Genomic DNA, 17,866 nt, shown 5'->3' with positions numbered 1-17,866 from the left:
CGTCCGGACCGACGGGCCAGGACGTACCTGCGCAGCGCCCGTGCGTACCGCCGCACCCGGCCGGACCCGGCTCAGCATCCTCACCCCCGCCGGATGTGTGGCGGCGCCCCGAGGCAGGGAAACCATTCCGGCATCCGGGGTGAAAACACCCGAAGCGGGAATGGAGTCGGGAGCAGCAACATGCGCCAGCCCCACGAAGCGGCACCGTCCCCCGTGCCGCTGGCGGCGACCCTGCGCGAGCTGAGGGGCCGTACGGGCCTGAGCCTGGCGGCGCTCGCCACGCGCACCCCTTACAGCAAGTCCGCCTGGCACCGCTACCTCAGCGGGGCCAAGCACCCGCCCCGCTCGGCCGTGGAGGCGCTGGCCCGGCTCGCGGGCGCCGACCCGGCCCCGGTGCTGGCGCTGTGGGAGGCCGCTCGGGACGCCGCGCCCACCGTGCCCGCAGTGCCCGTCCCGCGCGGGCCCGCAGCCCCGGACGCCCCGGACACGCCCACGAGGTCCGGCCGGCCGGCCGGGGGGCGACGACGGCTGCCGCTGCTGCCCACGCTCACCCTGCTGACGGCGCTCGCCGCGGTCGCCGCGGCCCTGGCCGCCTCCTCACGCGGTGCCTCGCCGGGCACGCGGGCGGCGTTCACCTCCCCGCGCTGCCAGGGCCGCTCCTGCCAGGGCGAGTTGCCCGGCGCCTCGGCCTGCGCGCGGGACGCGCAGACCCGCAGCGCCGTGTCCGACGCGACGTACACGGTGCGGCTGCGCTGGTCCCCGTCCTGCCACACCGCGTGGTCCCAGGTGGGGGTGCGCGGCGCGGTGGCGCGGGAGATCTCCGTGCGGACCGGTGAGGACGTCCTGACGGCCGCCTACTCCGCCGGTGACAGCGGGGGCGACACCAGTCCGATGCTGGCCGCCTCCTCGCCGCGCGGGGTGGAGGCGTGCGCCGAGGTGAACGGCGAGGTGGCGTGCACGGGACTGGATGCCGACGCGGGCCGGGAGCCGTGACGTACCCGGCGGGATGTGGCGTCACGTCAGGTGATGGGCGCAGTCCGGCGGCGGGCTCACTTGATGATCGCGTTGGCCACCACGACGATCAGCCCGAACAGGGCGTCCACCAGCCCCGTGGCCAGCGCGACCGCCCAGCGCCGCCCCGCCCACCGCGCCGACGCCAGCCCCAGGACGAACAGGAGGGCGATGTTGAAGACGAACGCCGGGTACTCCACGCCGTCCGCGGGCCACCAGCCCCAGCCGGCGCCCGCGAGGATCAGCACCGTGGGCAGCATGGCCACCACCAGCGGCCACTCCCCCGCGAGCGCGCGCAGGGCCTCACCGCGCCGGTGCGGTCCGCGCTCGGCGATGTAGTGGGAGTAGCCGTGCGCCAGGGCCGAGGCGAACGCGGTCACCAGCAGCCAGGCGGCGTCGTAGCGGCGGGCCGCCGGTGAACTGTGCCCGTACTCGGTCAGCGCGGCGACCATGGCGCAGGCGACCACGGCGCCGTAGACCCCGCCGAAGAGCAGGAGGGAGCGGGTGTCGTGCGCGGACGGCCCGGGAACGGCCGCCGTCGGGTCCGCCATGGGCTGCTCGCTTCCCGGGCGTACGGAGACGGATCCCCCAACGATCACCCGGCGCGGCCGCCCCCGCCACTCCACGTCCGCCCGACGATGTGTCCGTGCGGCCGTTGCGATCCCCCACACTCTGTCCACGCCACGCGCTCGCGCGCCCCCGTTAAGGTCCCCCCATGACCCACAGTTTCGCTCTCCACGTTCCCGGTGTCCCCGACGCCGAGCTGGTTCCCGGGCCGCTCGCCCCGGAGCAGATCGTCTCCGGCACGCCCGAGGTGACCGGCAAGGTCGTCTGGGAGTCGGCGGACGGCCGGCAGGCCCGCGGCATCTGGCAGATCACCCCGGGGATCGTCACCGACACGGAGGCGGACGAGCTGTTCGTCGTGCTGAGCGGTTCGGCGACCATCGAGGTGGAGGGCGGGCCGACCCTGCGTGTCGGCCCGGGTGACATGGCGGTGCTGCGCGAGGGCGACCGGACGAGGTGGACGGTGCACGAGACGCTGCGCAAGGTGTACGCGGTCAACCTCTGACCCGCTCCCGCCGGTTGTCCGAGGTGTTCGTACCGACAAGAATGTCTCCGCCACCGCCACCCGCACCCGCACCCGCACCCGCACCCGCACCCGCGGAACAGCGGTCCATGCGCATCGGAATCCTCGGCCTCGGCCGGATCGGCGCCTTCCACGCCGAGACCCTGTCCGGACTCGACGCGGTCACCTCGCTCGTCGTCGCACACCCGTTCGCGCCGGCCGTCGAGGCAGCCGCCGAGCGGTTCGGGGCGGAGGTCGCGAGGTCGCCGGAGGCACTGCTGGCCGCGGGCGTGGACGGCGTCGTCGTGGCCGCCGCGACCGACACGCACCCGGCGCTGATCCTCGCCGCCGTCCGGGCCGGTCTCCCGGTCTTCTGCGAGAAGCCCGTGGCCCGCACCATGGCGGAGGGCACCGAGGTGCTCAAGGCGGTCGCGGACAGCGGCGTACCCGTGCGGATCGGCTACAACCGCCGCTTCGACGCCGGTTTCGCCGCCGCCCGGGACGCCGTCCGCTCCGGTGAACCGGGCCCGCTGCACACCGTACGGTCCACCACGCTGGACCCCGCGCCGCCGCCCGCCGCTTACGTCGCCGCCTCCGGGGGCATCTTCCGCGACTGCGCGGTGCACGACTTCGACGTCATCCGGTGGGTGACGGGCCGCGAGGTGAGCGAGGTGTACGCCGTCGGCGGCAACCGGGGCGGTCCTGACCCTGGACGACGGCACCCTCGCCCTGGTGTCCAACAGCCGTCACAATGCGCGGGGTTACGACGTCCGCATGGAGCTGCACGGCTTCGCCGACTCCCTCGCCGTGAGGCTCGACGACAAGATGCCGCTACGGTCGGCCGAACCGGGGGTGGGCTTTCCCTCCGGTGTCCCGCACGACTTCTTCATGGACCGGTTCGCCGCCGCCTACCGGGCCGAACTCGCCGCGTTCACCGAGGTCGTGGCCGGGCGGCTGCCTCCGCCGTGCACGGTCGCGGACGCCCTGGAGGCCGGCTGGATCGCCGAGGCGTGCACGTTGTCGCTGCGCGAGCACCGGCCGGTGCGCGTCGCGGAGGTGCGCACCGGCTGAGGCACCGCACCGGCACGCGAGAGGTCGGCGGGAACCGGCCGTGACGGGGGCCGTCCGGAGGTGCACGGGCCGTGCGACCCGACGTCCCCGGCGCAGGAGCGCCCCCGCCCCGCCGCCTGACGGCGCCGCCCCGCCCCCGGGCCCTGGAGCGGGAGTGCGCCCTCGGCGCCGGGGGCGTCAGGCCCCGCAGGACCTCAGGAACCGGCGGGTGCGTACGGCGATGGGCAGCGGTACGTCCGGTGCGCAGGGGTACATGTCCTGCTCGACGATCGCGAACAGGTCGACGCCCAGTCTCTGCGCGGCCACCAGTACGGGTTCCAGGTCCGGCACCCCGCTCGGCGGTTCGCACATCACGCCGCGCCGCACGGCCGGCCCGAAGGGGAGCCCGTCCGCCACCACTTCGGCCAGGATCTCCGGATCGACCTGCTTGAGGTGCAGGTAACCGATCCGCTCGCCGTACGTCTCGATCAGTTCGACGCTGTCCCCGCCGCAGTACGCGTAGTGCCCGGTGTCCAGGCACAGGCCGACCAGGCCGGCGTCGGTGGCGTCGAGGAAGCGGGTGACGTGGGCCTCGGTGTCGATGTGGGTGTCGGCGTGCGGGTGGACGACGATGCCGAGGCCGTACGTCTCCTTGACCCGGCGGGCGAGCCGCTCCGTCCCCCGGGTCAGGTGCTCCCACTGCTCGGTCGTCAGCTCCGGCGGCTCCAGGATCTCGGCCGTCCGGTCGTCCCGCCAGAAGGACGGGATGACGACGAGGTGCCGCGCGCCGACGGCCCGGGTGAGCGCGGCGACGCGGGCGACGTGTTCCCAGGTGGACTCCCACACGGACGGGCCGCGGTGCAGCCCGGTGAAGACGGTGCCCGCCGAGACCTTGAGGCCGCGCCGGGCCAGCTCGTCGGTGAGCAGGGCCGGGTCGGTCGGCAGGTAGCCGTAGGGGCCCAGTTCGATCCAGGGGTAGCCGGCCTCGGCCACCTCGTCCAGGAAGCGGTCCCAGGGGGTCTGCCGGGGATCGTCGGGAAACCACACGCCCCAGGAGTCGGGGGCCGAGCCGACCCGGATGCGGTCGAGCGCGGGCACGGTCATGTCAGGAGTTCCCTTCGGGGGCGCCGGTTCGGGAGTCGACGGTTCGGAAGTCGGGGGCGGGAATCGGGGAGGCGAGCGGGGCGGGAGTCGGCTGTTCCGGAGTCGGGGAGCGGGAGTCGGAGGTTCGGGGTCGGAGGTTCGGAGTCGAGGGTTCGGAGTCGGGGGGTGGGAGTCGAGGGTCCGGAAGTCGAGGGTTCGGGAGTCGCACGGGCGGCGGTCGCGTGGAGCGAGGGGGAGGAGCACGGGAGCGAGGATCGCCCCTGCGGGGGTCACGGGGTCGTGTCGCGTGGGGTCCCTTCTCCCGCGTCCTTGCGCTTTCGGTCTTCTCGGGCGCCGTCCTGGCGCGGGAAGCCCTGGCGCGGGAAGCCCTGGCGCGGGAAGCCCTGGCGCGGGAAGTCGTCCTCCCCGGGGAGTTCCTCGATGCCGACGCCGCGAACCTGGGACAGCTCGTGCTTGAGGGCGGCGAGTTCGGCACCGCCCGCCATGTGGTCGGTCAGCTCCTGGAGGCCGACCTCGCCGCGCGCCGCGGACAGTTCCGGGGTGCCCAGACGCAGCACGCTGAAGTGGTCGCCGACCAGGTACGCGTGGTGCGGATTGTGGGTGATGAAGATGACGCCGAGGCCGCGGTCGCGGGCGGCGGCGATGTACTTCAGCACCACCCCGGACTGTTTGACGCCGAGGGCGGCGGTGGGTTCGTCGAGGATGAGGACCCGGGCGCCGAAGTGGAGGGCGCGGGCGATCGCCACGCACTGGCGCTGGCCGCCGGAGAGGGTGCCGACGGGCTGCTCCAGGTCCTCCAGCACGATGCCCATGCCGCGCAGTTCCTCGTCCGCGGTCCGCTTCATGCGCGCGATGTCGAGGCGGCGGACCGGCCAGGGGCCGCGGGTCAGTTCGGAGCCGAGGAAGAAGTTCCGCCACACCGGCATGAGCGCAACGGTGGCCAGGTCCTGGTAGACGGCGGCGATGCCCTTGGCCAGGGCCTCGCGGGGAGTGGAGAACCGTACCGGGGCGCCGTCGACGAGGAACTCGCCCTCGGTGTGCTGGTGCAGCCCGGAGACGATCTTGATGAGGGTGGACTTTCCGGCGCCGTTGTCGCCTAGGACGCAGGTCACCCGCCCGGGGTGGACCGCCAGGTCGACGCCGTGCAGCGCCCGGATGTTGCCGTACGACTTCCCGGCGCCCCTCAGCTCGACGACAGGCCGCTCGCTGCCGGGCGCGGCGTCACCCGGAACGGCGCCGTCCGTCGCGGCGGGTGCGCCCGCCCGCCCCCCGCTCTCCGGCGCGCTCCCTCTCCCGGCCCCTGCCGCGCCCGGTGCTCGGGCCCTGTCGTGCTCCATGTCGGTCACCTCCCGGTCGCCGTGCGCCGGACCCACAGATTGATGAGGACGGCTCCGAGCAGCATCGCGCCGAGGAAGGCCTTGAACCAGTCGGGGTTCCATCCCGCGTAGACGATGCCCTGGTTCACCATGCCGAACATGAAGGCGCCGAATACCGGGCCGATCGCCGAACCGTATCCGCCGGTGAGCAGACAGCCGCCGATGACGGCCGCGGCGATGTAGATCAGCTCGTTGCCGACACCCTCGCCGGACTGCACGGTGTTGAAGGAGAACAACTGGTGCATGCCGACGAACCAGGCGCCGAGGCCGACCAGCATGAACAGTGTGATCTTGGTGAAGGTCACCGGTACGCCGACCGCGCGGGCGCTGTCCTGGTCGCCGCCGACCGCGAGGACCCAGTTGCCGTACCGGGTGCGCAGCAGCACCCAGGTGGCGAGCGCGGCGAAGACCAGCCACCACACGACGGTGATCTTCACCTGGACCCCGCCGACGCCGAAGGAGGAGGCGAACAGGGCCCTCGCCTGGTCGAAGCCCTCCATGTCGCTGACGTCGTCGGTGGCGACGTTGCCGGTGACCAGCTTGGTGACCGCGAGATTGACGCCCTGGAGGATGAGGAAGGTGCCCAGGGTGACCAGGAAGCTCGGCAGGCCGGTCTTCACCAGCATCCAGCCGTTGAACGCGCCGATGCCCAGCGAGAGCGCCAGGGCGACGATCACGCCGGTCCACACGTTCACGGTCAACTGGTAGCTGAGCATGCTCGCGGTCAGCGCCGAGGTGATCACGGCGACCCCGGCCGAGAGGTCGAACTCGCCACCGATCATCAGCAGGGCCACCGGCAGGGCCATGATCCCGATGGTCGAGGACTGGTAGAGGACCGTCGCCATCGAGCCGCCCTGGCGGACCGATGGCGCCGCGGCGAGGAAGAAGACGAGGACGGCGAGGGCGCCGAGGAAGACCCCGACCTCTGGCCGGGCCAGCAGGCGCGGCACCGGCGGGCGCCGCGCGGTCCGGCTCCGGCTCCGCGGGCCGCCCGGACCCGGCCCGGTGGCGACGGCCGTCGCGGTCCGCCCGCTCGCGCCGCTCACCGGGTGCCCTTGGCGGCGAACCCGGCGACCTTGTCGACGTTGGTCCGGTCGACGAAGGCGGGGCCGGTCAGCACCGGCTGCACGCCGCCGCCGCTGTAGTTGCCGTTGTTCCGGTAGAGCCACAGGGAGTCGACCGCGAGGTAGCCCTGGAGGTAGGGCTGCTGGTCGACGGCGAACTGGATGTCGCCCTTCTGCACGGCGCGGGCCAGGTCCTTGTCGAGGTCGAAGGTGGCGACCTTCGCCTTGCCGCCCGCGTCGTGCACGGCCTGCACGGCGGTCAGCGCGAAGGGGGCGCCGAGGGTGACGACGTGGTCGATGCCGCTGTCCTGCTTGAGCTTCGCGGTGATCGTCGATTTCACGGACGGCATGTCGGTGCCGTTCACGTACAGCGTCCCGGTGGTGCCCTCGAAGGTCTTCTTCAGGCCGTCGCAGCGCTGGGTCAGGCCGACGTTGCCCTGTTCGTGGATCACACAGACGACATGCTTGGCGCCGACCTCGTTCAACTTGGTGCCGAACGCCTCGCCCGCCACGCTCTCGTCCTGCCCGAAGAACTCCAGCAGCCCGAGCTTCCTCCAGTCGCTCAGACCGGAGTTGAGGCCGACCACGGGGATGCCGCCCCCGACCGCCTTGCCGATGACGCCCTTCATCGCGTCGGGTTTGGCCAGCGTGACCGCGATGCCGTCGACCTTCTGGTCGATCGCGTTCTGCACGAGGTTGGCCTGGTTGCCGGCGTTGGGGTCGGCGGCGTAGACCAGCTTGATGTTGTCCTTGGCGGCGGCGGCCTCGGCACCCTTGCGGACGATGTCCCAGAACGTGTCGCCGGCAGCCTGGTGCGTGACCAGCGCGACCGTCATCCGGGGGGTGGTGGCCCGGCCCGCGGCGGCGGCAGCTCCGCCCTCCGCGGCCTTCTTTCCGCCCGAGCTGCTGGAGCAGCCGGCGAGGGTGAGGGCCGCCGCCGCGGCGAGGGCCACGGCGGGGGCGAGTCGGCGGGAGCGGGAGGAGCGGTCCATCTTTCCTGCACCTCACTGTTCACTGTGCGACGACGGGGAAACGAGGGAAGGAAGGAGCTGGGGCGAACTGACGAATGAGCGAACGGACGAAGGAGCGAACAGAAAAAGGGGTGCGCGAGCAGAGGAGCGACCGGCCCGGGAAGAGAGGAACGGAAGGAAGCGAACGGGGAGAAGGTGGGAGGGCGGCGGGATCCGGGCGGGCGGCCCCGGCGGGTCCGCCGGGTTCACGGCTGGTGCGCTGGATTCACGGCTGGATTCACGGCTGGTGCGCTGGGACGGGATCCAATCCCTTACCGCTCCCGCTGTCAATACTTTGTCAAGACATCATTTCACGCTCAGGTCCGAATGTAAGTACAAACTATTGACACGCTCCCCCGGTGCCCCTACACCTGGGAGGCGGCAGGCCCCCGGATCCGTGTCCTGAACGGAGCCCTCCCTTGAGCGTCACCATCCCCGACCTCACCTCGGTCAGAGCCCGGCACCCCGGCGCCGTCGCCGAGGCGGCCGAACGCCGGGTGCGCCGCCCGCTGATCGGCGACAGCGGGCGGCTGATGATCGTGGCCGCCGACCATCCCGCCCGCGGGGCGCTCGGCGTCGGGGGCCGCCGGCTGGCCATGGCCGACCGCGCCGACCTGCTGGAGCGCCTGTGCCTGGCCCTGTCCCGGCCCGGTGTCGACGGCGTGCTCGCCTCCGCCGACATACTGGAGGACCTGCTGCTCCTCGGCGCACTCGACGGCAAGGTGGTCATGGGCTCCATGAACCGCGGCGGCCTGGCGGGCGCGTCCTTCGAGATGGACGACCGCTTCACCGGCCACCGCGCCCACGACATCGCCCGCCTGCGCTTCGACGCCGGCAAGCTGCTGCTGCGCCTCGACTACGACGACCCCGGCTCCCTGGCCACCATGGAATCCGCGGCCCGTGCGGTGGACGAGATGGCCGCGGCGCGCCTGCCGGTGTTCGTCGAGCCGTTCATCTCCCGCCGGACCGGCGGCAGGATCGTCAACGACCTGTCCGCCGAGGCCGTCATCCGTTCCATCGCCATCGCCTCGGGCCTGGGCGGCACCTCCGCGTACACCTGGCTGAAGCTGCCGGTCACCGCGGACCCGGACGACATGGCCGAGGTGCTGCGCACCTCCACCCTCCCCGCCGTGCTGCTGGGCGGGGAGGTCGGCGACGACCAGGAGGGGGCCTACGCGCGCTGGCGCAAGGCCCTGCGGCTGCCCACCATCCAGGGCATGGTCGTGGGCCGTTCACTGCTGTACCCCGCGAAGGGCGGCGTCGAGGACGCCGTCGACACGGCCGTGAGCCTGCTGTGAACAGGAGGGACCGCACCCCGATGACCCCCGCTCCCCCACCGACCGGCCCCACCCGCCCCACCACTCCCGCCGGCCCCACCGACCCGGCGCGCCCCGCCAGCCCGGCCGACCCCGCAAGCCATGCCGACCCCACAAGCCAGGCCGCAAGCCAGGCCGACCCCACACCGCAGGCCGGCGCTCACCACCTCCGCGCCGGTCAGGCGGCCGACGGCGCCTACGCCGTGCACGTCAGCCCCGAGTCCGCCCGCTGGGGCCACTCCTCCCTCCGGGTCCTCCAGCTGCCGCCCGGCGGCTCGCACACCTTCGACACCGGCGACAGCGAGTGGATCGTGCTGCCGCTCAGCGGGGGCTGCGCGGTCGCCTGCGCCGGTGCCACCGGCCACGGCACGTTCGCGCTCACCGGCCGCAAGAGCGTGTTCAGCGGCGTGAGCGACTTCGCCTACGTCCCCCGGGACGCGCGGACCACCGTCTCGTCCGCCGGCGGCGGGCGCTTCGCGCTCACCGGCGCCCGCTGCGCCCGGCGCCTGCCCGCCCGGTACGGACCGGCCTCGGGCGTGCCGGTGGAACTGCGGGGCAGCGGCGCCTGCTCCCGCCAGGTCAACAACTTCGCCGCCGCGGGGGTCTGGGACTGCGACGCCCTGATCGCCGTCGAGGTGCTCACCCCGGGCGGCAACTGGTCGTCGTTCCCGCCGCACAAGCACGACGAGCACCGGCCGGGCGAGGAGTCGGTCCTGGAGGAGATCTACTACTTCGAGTTCGCCGCGCACCACGGCACACCGGGCCTCGGCTACCAGCGCGTCTCCCCGTCCGGTCCCGGCCGGGACACGGACGTGCTGGCCGAGGTGCGCGACGGCGACGTGGTGCTGATCCCGGACGGCTGGCACGGACCGTCGATGGCGGTGCCCGGGCACCACATGTACTACCTCAACGTCATGGCCGGACCGGAGGCCGAACGCGCCTGGCTGATCCGCGACCACCCCGATCACGCCTGGATCCGCGACACCTGGCCCGAGCAGCCCGTAGACCCCCGCCTCCCCCTCTACTCGGCACCGGAGCAGCCCCGATGAGCCCCAACAGCCCCCGCCGCCACCCCAGTTACCGCACCGCTGCCGGCCCCCGCACCCGCCGTCTGACCGTGGCCCAGGCACTGGTCCGCTTCCTGGCCGCCCAGTACACCGAGCGCGACGGTGTGCGGCACCGGCTGATCGCCGGCACCTGGGGCATCTTCGGCCACGGCAACGTGGCCGGCCTCGGCCAGGCCCTCGTCGAGCACGCGGACGTGATGCCGTACCACCAGGGCCGCAACGAGCAGGCGATGGTGCACGCGGCCGTGGGGTTCGCCCGGCACCGCGGCCGGCTGTCCGCACAGGCGGTGACGACGTCCATCGGGCCCGGCGCCACCAACCTCGTCACGGGGGCGGCCCTGGCGACGGTCAACCGCCTGCCCGTCCTCCTGCTGCCCGGCGACTACTTCGCCACGCATGCCGCCGACCCGCTGCTCCAGCAGCTGGAGCACCCCTCGGCGGCGGACGTGTCCGTCAACGACACCCTGCGCCCGGTCTCCCGCTTCTTCGACCGGATCACCCGCCCCGAGGCCCTGGTCCCCTCCGCGCTGAACGCCGTACGGGTCCTCACCGACCCGGCCGAGACGGGCGCGGTCACCCTCGCGCTGCCCCAGGACGTCCAGGTCCAGGCCCACGACTGGCCGCAGGAGTTCTTCGCCGAGCGGGTGTGGCGCGTGCGCCGGCCCGCCCCCGACCCTGCCGAACTCGCCGACGCCGTCGCGGCGGTCAGGTCCGCCGCCCGCCCGCTGATCGTCGCGGGCGGCGGCATCCACCACAGCGCGGCCGAGGACACGCTGAAGGCGCTGGCCGACGCCACCGGGATCCCCGTCGCCTCCACCCAGGCGGGCAAGGGCGCGCTGCGCCACGACCACCCGGCCGACCTCGGCGGCATCGGGCACACCGGCACGGCGGTCAGCGACGACCTGGCCCGCACCGCGGACCTCGTCATCGGCGTCGGCACCCGCTACACCGACTTCACCACCGCCTCCGGCACCCTCTTCCAGAACCCCGAGGTCCGTTTCGTCAACCTGAACATCACCGCGTTCGACGCCCACAAGCTGGCGGCCACGACGCTCGTCTGCGACGCGCGGGCCGGGCTCACGGCGCTCGCCGGGGCCCTGGCCGGACACCGCGTCGACCCCTCCTACGAGGCCGAGTACCGTGCCGGGAAGGAGCGCTGGGAACGGGTGGTCGAGGCCGCGTTCGCCGCCGACGACGACAGCGCGGTCCCGACGCAGACGCAGGTGCTGGGCGCTCTGGACGCGGTGGTCGGCGACGCGGACGTGGTGATCAACGCGGCCGGTTCGCTCCCCGGCGACCTGCACAGGTTGTGGCGGGCCCGCTCGCCGCGCCAGTACCACCTGGAGTACGGCTACTCCTGCATGGGCTACGAGATCCCGGCCGCCGTCGGCGTGCAGCAGGCGGCGCCGGACACGCCGGTGTGGGCCCTGGTCGGCGACGGCACCTACCTGATGATGCCGACCGAGATCGTCACGGCCGTCCAGGAGGGGCTGCCGATCAAGCTGCTGCTGATCCAGAACCACGGTTACGCCTCCATCGGCGGCCTGTCGGAGTCGGTGGGCGCCGAACGCTTCGGCACCGCCTACCGCCACCGCGCCGCCGACGGCTCCTTCACCGGAGCCCCGCTCCCGGTCGACCTGGCCGCCAACGCCGGCAGCCTCGGCATGGACGTAGTGCGCGCCAAGACCGTGGGCGAGCTGCGCCAGGCGCTGCGCACCGCCCGTACCGCACAGCGCCCCACCTGCGTGTACGTCGAGACGGACGCCGGGACCCCGGCCGCGGGCGCGGTACCCGCCGCGGCCTGGTGGGACGTGCCGGTGGCCGAGGTGGCCGCCCGCGAGGCCGCCGTCGAGGCCCGTACGCGCTACGACCGCGAGGTCGCCGCCCGCCGCCGCCACCTGTAGCCCGGCCACGGGCCGCGGGACGGGCGGGCCTCCTGCCCCGGCACATCACCCGTGCGGGGCCGTGACCCCCACCCGCCGCCGCCGGTTGACCAGGTGTTCGGTGGGGACTGCGGGGTCTCGGGAGGACGGCGGTATGGACACGGGCACTGGCACTGGCACTGGCACTGGGACGGGAACAGGCACGGTCACAGGCACAGGCAGCGGAGCGGTCGGCGGCACCGATGCGGGGCACGGCTTCGTCAGCCGGCGGCGTTTCCTCGCAACGTCGGCCGTCTCCCTGGCGGCGGCGTCCCCGGTCACCGTGCCCGCCGCCCGGGCGCTCGCCGGGGACGGGGCCGGGCGGGTCCTGACGTACCACGAGGCGACGGGAGGGTCCGTCACCGCGTGCGCGGACGGTCAGGTGCTGATCGCCGAGGTGCAGGGCGTGCTGTGGCGCGTGCCCCGCGCGGGCGGCGCCGCCGAGCGGCTGACCGGCTGGGAGGTGGAGGCGACCCGGCCCGCCCTCTCCCCCGACGGGCGGACGGTCGCCCTGGGCGGCTACGCGGGCGGGGCCTTCCACCTGTGGACGATGCGGCCGGACGGCGGCGGGCTGCGCCGGCTCACCGACGGCCCGTGGGACGACCGCGGGGTGGCGTGGTCGCCGGACGGCACCCGGCTGGCGTTCTCCTCCGAGCGCGGCGGCGACCCGGTGACCGGGGGCTCGTTCGGCCTGTGGACGCTCGACGTGGGCAGCGCCCGGCTCACCCGGGTGACCACCGGCCCCTTCGAGGACTACGACCCGCTCTGGACCCCGGACGGACGGGCGCTGGTGTGCGTGCGCGCCGCCCACACGCCCGACGGCGGCAACGACGGCGGACGGGCCCTGGTGCGGGTGTCCCTCGCGGACGGCACGGCCCGGGCGCTGCACACCGTGGCCACGGGCCGCCTGTTGTGCCCGGCCGTCTCCCCGCGGGGCCGGATGGCCTGGCTGCGGCTGTCCGGTGCGGACGGTCCGCCGTCCCTGCCGCCGTCCCGGGCGGAGCTGCTGGTCGACGGGCACGTGGTCTCGGCGGGCGAGGACCTGGCGGCGGCGCCGCCGTGCTGGCTCGGCGAGGACCGGCTCCTCTACGTGGCCGACGGCCGCATCCGGATCCGCGCCCTGGGCACCCCGTCCGTCACCGACGTCCCCTTCACCGCCCGGATGCCGGTGCCGGGACCGGGCCGCCGGACCGTACGGCGCGACGCGGCGCGGACGGACACCGGCCCCGTGCGCGGCCTGCACCGGCCGGTGCTGTCCCCCGACGGACGCCAGGTGGCGTGCGCCGCCCTCAACTCCCTGTGGCTGCTGCCCGCCGGGGACGACGCGGCCGGCCCGCCGCGCGAGCTGCTCCGCGCCGCCGCCGTGGACTACGTGCAGATGCCCGCCTGGTCCCCCGACGGGCGCTCCCTGCTGTACTGCACCGACCGCGACGGGCTGTCCGCCGTGCGCAGGATCCGCCTGGACGGCTCGGGCGACGAGGCGGTGACCGGCGGCGGGCGCCTGGCCCCGGCCGTGTCGCCGGACGGCACGCGGCTGGCCTGCCTCGACGTCACCGGCGGCCTGCTGGTGCGGGACCTGGGGACGGGCGAGGAGCGGACCGCGGCCCGCCCGCTCGCCACCGACGGCCCGCCCGGCACCCCCACGTGGTCCCCGGACGGGCGGTACGTGGCCTTCTGCGACCGCAACCGGCTCAACCACCGCTTCCGCGAGGGCTACAACGTCATCCGTGTCGTCGACGTCCGCACGGGCACCGAGCGGCGCCACCTGCCCGCCGCGCACCAGTCGCTGTCCGACCGGGTCGCCGCCGGGCCGGTCTGGTCACCGGACGGCCACTGGATGGCGTTCGTCGCCGAGTCCGTCCTGTGGCTGCTGCCGGTCACGGCCGACGGCACCCCCGCGGGCCGCGCCCGCCGGCTCACCGACGAGCCCGCCGACCACCCGAGCTGGGCGGCCGACTCCCGCACCCTGCTGTACCTGTCCTGCGGGCACCTGCGCCTGCTGTCCCTCGACGACGCCCGGACGCCGGTGCGGGCGCGCACCCTGCCCGCCGTGCCGGGCGCACGCCGCCGCGCGCCCGGCGACCGGGAACCGCTGCGCGTCCACGCCGGGCAGTTGTGGGACGGCACCGGCGGCGCGCCGCGCCAGGACGTGGACATCCTCGTCCGCGGCGAGCGGATCACCGCCGTCGAACCGCACCGCGCACGCCGGCCGGGCCACCGCACGCTCGACGCCTCCGCCAGGACCGTCCTGCCCGGCCTGTTCGACAGCCACACCCACCCGTACCAGGCCACCTACGGCGCCCGGCAGAACCTGACCGCCCTCGCCTACGGCATCACGGCCACCGCATGCATGGGCGGCCCGCTGTACGAGACGGTCCGGCTGCGCGAGGCGACCGGCTCCGGCGCCTGCCTGGGCCCGCGGTCCCTGGCCTGTGCCGAACTGATCGACGGCTCCCGCACGGCCTACAGCATGGGCCGCGCCCATCGCACGGAATCCGGGGTGCGGCGCACCCTGGAGCGCGCCGCCGCCCTGGACGTCGACTTCGTCAAGACCTACGTACGGGCCCCCGGCCGGTTCATGGCGCTGGCCGCCGAGGCGGCGCACCGGCTGGGCGTGCCGTGCGGCAGCCACCTGTGCGCGCCGGGCCGGGCCGCCGGGCAGGACCTGACCACCCATCTCCAGGCCACCCAGCGGCTGCCGTACGGCCATGCCACCACCCCGCTCGGCCACGTCCACCAGGACCTGGCCGAGCAGTACGCCGACGGTGACTTCGCCATGATCATGACGCCGTTCAGCGCGCAGTTCCTGCTCGGCGCGGACCCGGCGCTCGCCGACGACCCCCGGGTGGACGTCCTCATGCCGCCCTGGGACGCCGCCGCCGTACACGAGCGCGCCGGTACCCGGCCCACCGCACCGGAACTGGCGGCGCTGGCGCTGGAGTTCGACGACTACCGGCGGCTGGCCGCGCACGGCGCACGGCTCGCCCTGGGCACCGACTCGCCCCTGGTGCCGGTCGGCCTCTCCCTGCACCTGGCCCTGCGCGGCCTGCGCGCCCACGGGTTCACCGCCGCCCAGGCCCTGCACACGGCCACCACCGTCCCGGCCCGCCTGTTCGGTCTCGGCCGGGACCTCGGGACGGTCGAGGCGGGCAAGCTGGCCGAGCTGACGGTGGTCGACGGCGACCCGTTCACCGACTTCGCCACGCTCGTCGACACGGTTGCGGTGGTACGGGCCGGTGTCCCCCACCGCCGAGACGACCTCGTCGCCCGGCGCAGGGTGGGCGGCTGACGGCCGGTCCCGGGGAACGGGACGGGGGGCCTTTCCGGGTCGATCCGGGAAGGCCCCCCCGTCAGAGGGTCCGTGGACTGCGGTCGTTCCACTGGAGCGGAGCGCCGCAGCAGCAGCTGATGGCGTTCTCGGTGATGTCCGGCAAGCCTTCCGGACCACCGGGGGCGGATTCCGGCCGGAGCTGGGATTCTTCCGTCGGCCGGGTGCCCGCCCCCGTCCGCTTCCCGCTCGGGGCCGTCACTCGGGGCCGCGAGGCGGGCGGGCCAGCTCGGCGGCCAGGCGGCGCATCGCCGTGCCGTTGGCGCGCCGCATCACGGCCCGGACCACGGGGGCCAGCAGCCGGTCGGTGAGAGGGACGCGCTGCCAGGCGTACGTGAACGAGACGCGGCTCCCGCCGGCCGGCAGCGGTTCGATGGTGTAGCTGCCGCGGGCCAGGCGCCGGCCGACCGCGCTGACGTTGCGTTCGACGAGGCGCCGTGGCGCTTCCGCCTCGACGGTCTCGATGGTCACCCCGGTCTTCGCACCGCCCAGCGTGGCGGTGACCGTGGCACACGACCCGACGCCGCGGCCGGGGCCGCTGCAGCGCCAGTCGGACAGGTAGTGGTCGGTGAACCGCTCGTGGTGAGCCATGACAGCGAGGAACTCGTAGACCTGCTCCGGCGTCTGCGGTACGTCGACCGACACAGTGACGGGCTGCATGTGCCCCACGGTATCGGCGCGTCGTGCCGATGGATACGCGTGTGACACGGTGCGCACGGCTGCCCGACGGGCTTTCGCGAAAGCATCGAGGGCTGGGCCCGGATCCCCCGGAACCGGCCCTGGCCTGAGACTGTCTCCCAGTGGGGACGACATGCTCACCACAGCCGGAACCCGGGCCCCCGTCTGCTGATCAGCAGGGCTTCATGGAGCTGCCCTTGTCGTTGATCCAGTCAGGCAGGCTGGCCCAGTGCTCCCTGGGGCCCATCTTCATCACAGCGCCCCCGTAACCCTCCTTCTCGTAGAGGCAGTAGTTCCCGTAGGTGTTGTTGACGAAGGACGAAATCTTGTTTGTCCATGACGGGGAACCCTTCCTTGAGGATGTCCGCCACGCTGACGCTGGGTCCCACCAGCGCCACGCCGTATCCCTTGTAGTTGTTGTCCGTCCAGAAACACACGTTGGCGGCGATCCGGCTGCTGCAGGACCCGTCCCCCTCACCGACCCACTGGTACTGGACGTCCGCGAACGACGACCCCGCGAACCCGAAGCCCAGGGCCGCCGCGGCGGCTCCGACGGCGCCGATGCGTGCGATACCCCTGTACATCCTGGCCATGTCATCCCCTATGCACTGACGTGACACGCCCACCCGTCAGCGTGCGGCGCCTGTCGAGATCCGTACCGGTCCCCGGCCGCCCGCAGCGGGTGAACCTTACGTACCTGCAACGGTGTCGAAGGCGCGGAAGGTTCAGCGGCCGCTTCCCGCGGAAGGGACCGTGCGGCTGAGGGGTCGCTCGTGGCGCCGCGTGCGACGCGTCGCGGGCCACGGCCCACTGATCACCGCCCCGCGCTGCCCCGCCCGTCGTCCACGAGATCACGTCAGCCGGTGCAGCGCTCTCGGCACATCCCGGCGTGCTGCACGCCCCGCGCTCCCGCCGAGCCCCTTGGGTGTCACCGGCTCACACCGGGCGAGGACGCCAGTTCCCGGCTGGTCCCCAGGAACGGCCGAGGGCCGGTCTCGGATTCTCCGAAACCGGCCCTGATCTGCGACTCTCACGAGTCGGGACGACAGGATTTGAACCTGCGACCCCTTGACCCCCAGTCAAGTGCGCTACCAAGCTGCGCCACGTCCCGATGCGCTCACGTGCGGTGGTCCGCGTGATCGCGCGAAGGTCACTTTACCGCACGCCGGGGGCCGCGCCGAAGGGGGCGCTCGGGCAGGTCGCCGGACCCGTCGCCGGGCCGGGTGTCGAGGAGGGGCAGCGAGGAGAGGCAGAATCGAACCATGAGCGGCACACCCTCCGGCCGGGCGGTCGGCACGCGGGACCGGGACAGCGAGGGGCGGGCGCGCAACGCCCGGCCCCGGGACGGCCTGGGGCGCCCCCTGCCCTACGGCGCGGACGGGGTGCCACGGCAGCCCGAGGGCGTGGTGCGCACGCCTGAGGAGACGGTCACCGAGGCACAGGTGCTGCTGGACGCGGGCAGGCCGTTCCACGCGCACGAGGTGTTCGAGGACGCCTGGAAGTCGGGGCCCGAGGAGGAGCGCGGCCTGTGGCGCGGGCTGGCCCAGCAGGCGGTGGGGCTCACGCACGCCGCCCGCGGCAATGTCACCGGCGGTGCCCGGCTGCTGCGGCGCGGGGCGGGCGCGGTACGGGAGTGGGCGGCGGACAGCGGGGTGCGCGAGCCGTACGGCATGGACGTCGCCGGACTCGTCGCCTGGGCGGAGGAGCTGGCCGACGCCGTGGAGAGTGGGTCGGCGGGCGACGTGGACGCGGCCGAGCGGGCCCCCCGGCTGCGCGGCGGGGCGTAGGGCTGCGGGCTGCATGGCGGGCTCAGGGCCCCCGGCTGCGTGGCTGGCGTAGGACTCCGGGCTGCGCGGCAGGCGTAGGGCCGGGCT

The 17,866-nt window shown here is 74.1% G+C and carries 14 protein-coding genes, 1 tRNA gene and 1 pseudogene; 8 read left to right on the top strand and 8 right to left on the bottom strand.

All coding sequences use genetic code 11. From position 1 onward, the window contains the following. The first annotated feature begins 180 nt into the window (after positions 1-180). Entirely contained in the window at positions 181-993 is an 813-nt protein-coding gene (locus ACFC02_RS13145; RefSeq protein WP_376355915.1) for a DUF2690 domain-containing protein, read from the top strand. 56 nt (positions 994-1,049) lie between these two features. On the opposite strand, the gene ACFC02_RS13140 is transcribed toward ACFC02_RS13145, so the two are convergent. Then, the gene (locus ACFC02_RS13140; protein WP_376355913.1) at positions 1,050-1,562 is read right to left on the bottom strand and encodes a hypothetical protein; all 513 of its coding nucleotides are present in this window, start codon (positions 1,560-1,562) and stop codon (positions 1,050-1,052) included. A 164-nt stretch (positions 1,563-1,726) separates the two neighbouring features. Between ACFC02_RS13140 and ACFC02_RS13135 the strand changes: the two genes are divergently transcribed. Together ACFC02_RS13135 and ACFC02_RS13130 are read left to right on the top strand one after the other, a co-directional pair. Beyond that, entirely contained in the window at positions 1,727-2,080 is a 354-nt protein-coding gene (locus ACFC02_RS13135) for a cupin domain-containing protein (protein ID WP_376355911.1), read from the top strand. A gap of 107 nt (positions 2,081-2,187) precedes the next feature. Beyond that, positions 2,188-3,148, top strand: a pseudogene (locus tag ACFC02_RS13130) (Gfo/Idh/MocA family oxidoreductase). 177 nt (positions 3,149-3,325) lie between these two features. Here ACFC02_RS13130 and ACFC02_RS13125 read toward each other — a convergent pair. From ACFC02_RS13125 to ACFC02_RS13110, 4 genes are all read right to left on the bottom strand, one after another. Next, positions 3,326-4,231 (bottom strand): sugar phosphate isomerase/epimerase family protein, encoded by a 906-nt coding sequence (locus ACFC02_RS13125; RefSeq protein WP_376355909.1) that lies wholly within the window; start codon positions 4,229-4,231, stop codon positions 3,326-3,328. 269 nt (positions 4,232-4,500) lie between these two features. Further along, entirely contained in the window at positions 4,501-5,568 is a 1,068-nt protein-coding gene (locus ACFC02_RS13120) for an ATP-binding cassette domain-containing protein (protein ID WP_376355907.1), read from the bottom strand. Between the two features lie 5 nt (positions 5,569-5,573). Beyond that, complete coding sequence (locus ACFC02_RS13115; RefSeq protein ID WP_376355905.1) at positions 5,574-6,653, bottom strand: ABC transporter permease; 1,080 nt, start codon at positions 6,651-6,653, stop codon at positions 5,574-5,576. After that, positions 6,650-7,663 (bottom strand): sugar ABC transporter substrate-binding protein, encoded by a 1,014-nt coding sequence (locus tag ACFC02_RS13110; RefSeq protein ID WP_376355903.1) that lies wholly within the window; start codon positions 7,661-7,663, stop codon positions 6,650-6,652. The genes ACFC02_RS13115 and ACFC02_RS13110 overlap by 4 nt, the downstream gene beginning before the upstream one ends. 437 nt (positions 7,664-8,100) lie before the next feature. Between ACFC02_RS13110 and ACFC02_RS13105 the strand changes: the two genes are divergently transcribed. The 4 genes from ACFC02_RS13105 (at position 8,101) to ACFC02_RS13090 (ending at position 15,275) form a co-directional block, all read left to right on the top strand. Further along, entirely contained in the window at positions 8,101-8,979 is an 879-nt protein-coding gene (locus ACFC02_RS13105; protein ID WP_376355901.1) for a deoxyribose-phosphate aldolase, read from the top strand. A 20-nt stretch (positions 8,980-8,999) separates the two neighbouring features. Next, positions 9,000-10,046 (top strand): 5-deoxy-glucuronate isomerase, encoded by a 1,047-nt coding sequence (iolB, locus tag ACFC02_RS13100; protein ID WP_376355899.1) that lies wholly within the window; start codon positions 9,000-9,002, stop codon positions 10,044-10,046. After that, a complete protein-coding gene (iolD, locus tag ACFC02_RS13095; RefSeq protein WP_376355898.1) occupies positions 10,043-11,968 on the top strand; it encodes a 3D-(3,5/4)-trihydroxycyclohexane-1,2-dione acylhydrolase (decyclizing) in 1,926 nt (641 codons plus the stop codon). Before iolB ends, iolD begins: the two co-directional genes overlap by 4 nt. A gap of 133 nt (positions 11,969-12,101) precedes the next feature. Continuing rightward, positions 12,102-15,275, top strand: coding sequence for an amidohydrolase family protein (locus ACFC02_RS13090; RefSeq protein WP_376355896.1), 3,174 nt, complete (start codon positions 12,102-12,104; stop codon positions 15,273-15,275). A 237-nt stretch (positions 15,276-15,512) separates the two neighbouring features. Here the strand turns inward: ACFC02_RS13090 and ACFC02_RS13085 are convergent, their stop codons facing one another. From ACFC02_RS13085 to ACFC02_RS13075, 3 genes are all read right to left on the bottom strand, one after another. Further along, a complete protein-coding gene (locus ACFC02_RS13085; protein WP_376355894.1) occupies positions 15,513-15,974 on the bottom strand; it encodes an SRPBCC family protein in 462 nt (153 codons plus the stop codon). Positions 15,975-16,164: 190 nt separating this feature from the next. After that, on the bottom strand, positions 16,165-16,590 hold the full coding sequence (locus ACFC02_RS13080) for a peptidase inhibitor family I36 protein (protein ID WP_376355892.1): 426 nt from the start codon (positions 16,588-16,590) through the stop codon (positions 16,165-16,167). A 439-nt stretch (positions 16,591-17,029) separates the two neighbouring features. Further along, positions 17,030-17,103: transfer RNA gene (locus ACFC02_RS13075), tRNA-Pro, on the bottom strand. 151 nt (positions 17,104-17,254) lie between these two features. On the opposite strand from ACFC02_RS13075, the gene ACFC02_RS13070 reads away from it, so the two are divergent. After that, positions 17,255-17,779, top strand: coding sequence for a DUF309 domain-containing protein (locus ACFC02_RS13070; protein WP_376355890.1), 525 nt, complete (start codon positions 17,255-17,257; stop codon positions 17,777-17,779). Positions 17,780-17,866: the final 87 nt, after the last annotated feature.

The organism is Streptomyces sp. NPDC056160, assembly GCF_042268205.1.
Taxonomy (GTDB): domain Bacteria; phylum Actinomycetota; class Actinomycetes; order Streptomycetales; family Streptomycetaceae; genus Streptomyces.
Note: the sequence above shows the minus strand (reverse complement) of the source record. Positions and strands in the feature narration are given on the sequence as shown.

Bases quoted from the DNA above. Each gene is read 5' to 3' on its own strand.
- ACFC02_RS13145 (WP_376355915.1), top strand. From the start codon at position 181: ATGCGCCAGCCCCACGAAGCGGCACCGTCCCCCGTGCCGCTGGCGGCG.
- ACFC02_RS13140 (WP_376355913.1), bottom strand. From the start codon at position 1,562: ATGGCGGACCCGACGGCGGCCGTTCCCGGGCCGTCCGCGCACGACACC.
- ACFC02_RS13135 (WP_376355911.1), top strand. From the start codon at position 1,727: ATGACCCACAGTTTCGCTCTCCACGTTCCCGGTGTCCCCGACGCCGAG.
- ACFC02_RS13125 (WP_376355909.1), bottom strand. From the start codon at position 4,231: ATGACCGTGCCCGCGCTCGACCGCATCCGGGTCGGCTCGGCCCCCGAC.
- ACFC02_RS13120 (WP_376355907.1), bottom strand. From the start codon at position 5,568: ATGGAGCACGACAGGGCCCGAGCACCGGGCGCGGCAGGGGCCGGGAGA.
- ACFC02_RS13110 (WP_376355903.1), bottom strand. From the start codon at position 7,663: ATGGACCGCTCCTCCCGCTCCCGCCGACTCGCCCCCGCCGTGGCCCTC.
- iolB (WP_376355899.1), top strand. From the start codon at position 9,000: ATGACCCCCGCTCCCCCACCGACCGGCCCCACCCGCCCCACCACTCCC.
- iolD (WP_376355898.1), top strand. From the start codon at position 10,043: ATGAGCCCCAACAGCCCCCGCCGCCACCCCAGTTACCGCACCGCTGCC.
- ACFC02_RS13090 (WP_376355896.1), top strand. From the start codon at position 12,102: ATGGACACGGGCACTGGCACTGGCACTGGCACTGGGACGGGAACAGGC.
- ACFC02_RS13085 (WP_376355894.1), bottom strand. From the start codon at position 15,974: ATGCAGCCCGTCACTGTGTCGGTCGACGTACCGCAGACGCCGGAGCAG.
- ACFC02_RS13080 (WP_376355892.1), bottom strand. From the start codon at position 16,590: ATGACATGGCCAGGATGTACAGGGGTATCGCACGCATCGGCGCCGTCG.
- ACFC02_RS13070 (WP_376355890.1), top strand. From the start codon at position 17,255: ATGAGCGGCACACCCTCCGGCCGGGCGGTCGGCACGCGGGACCGGGAC.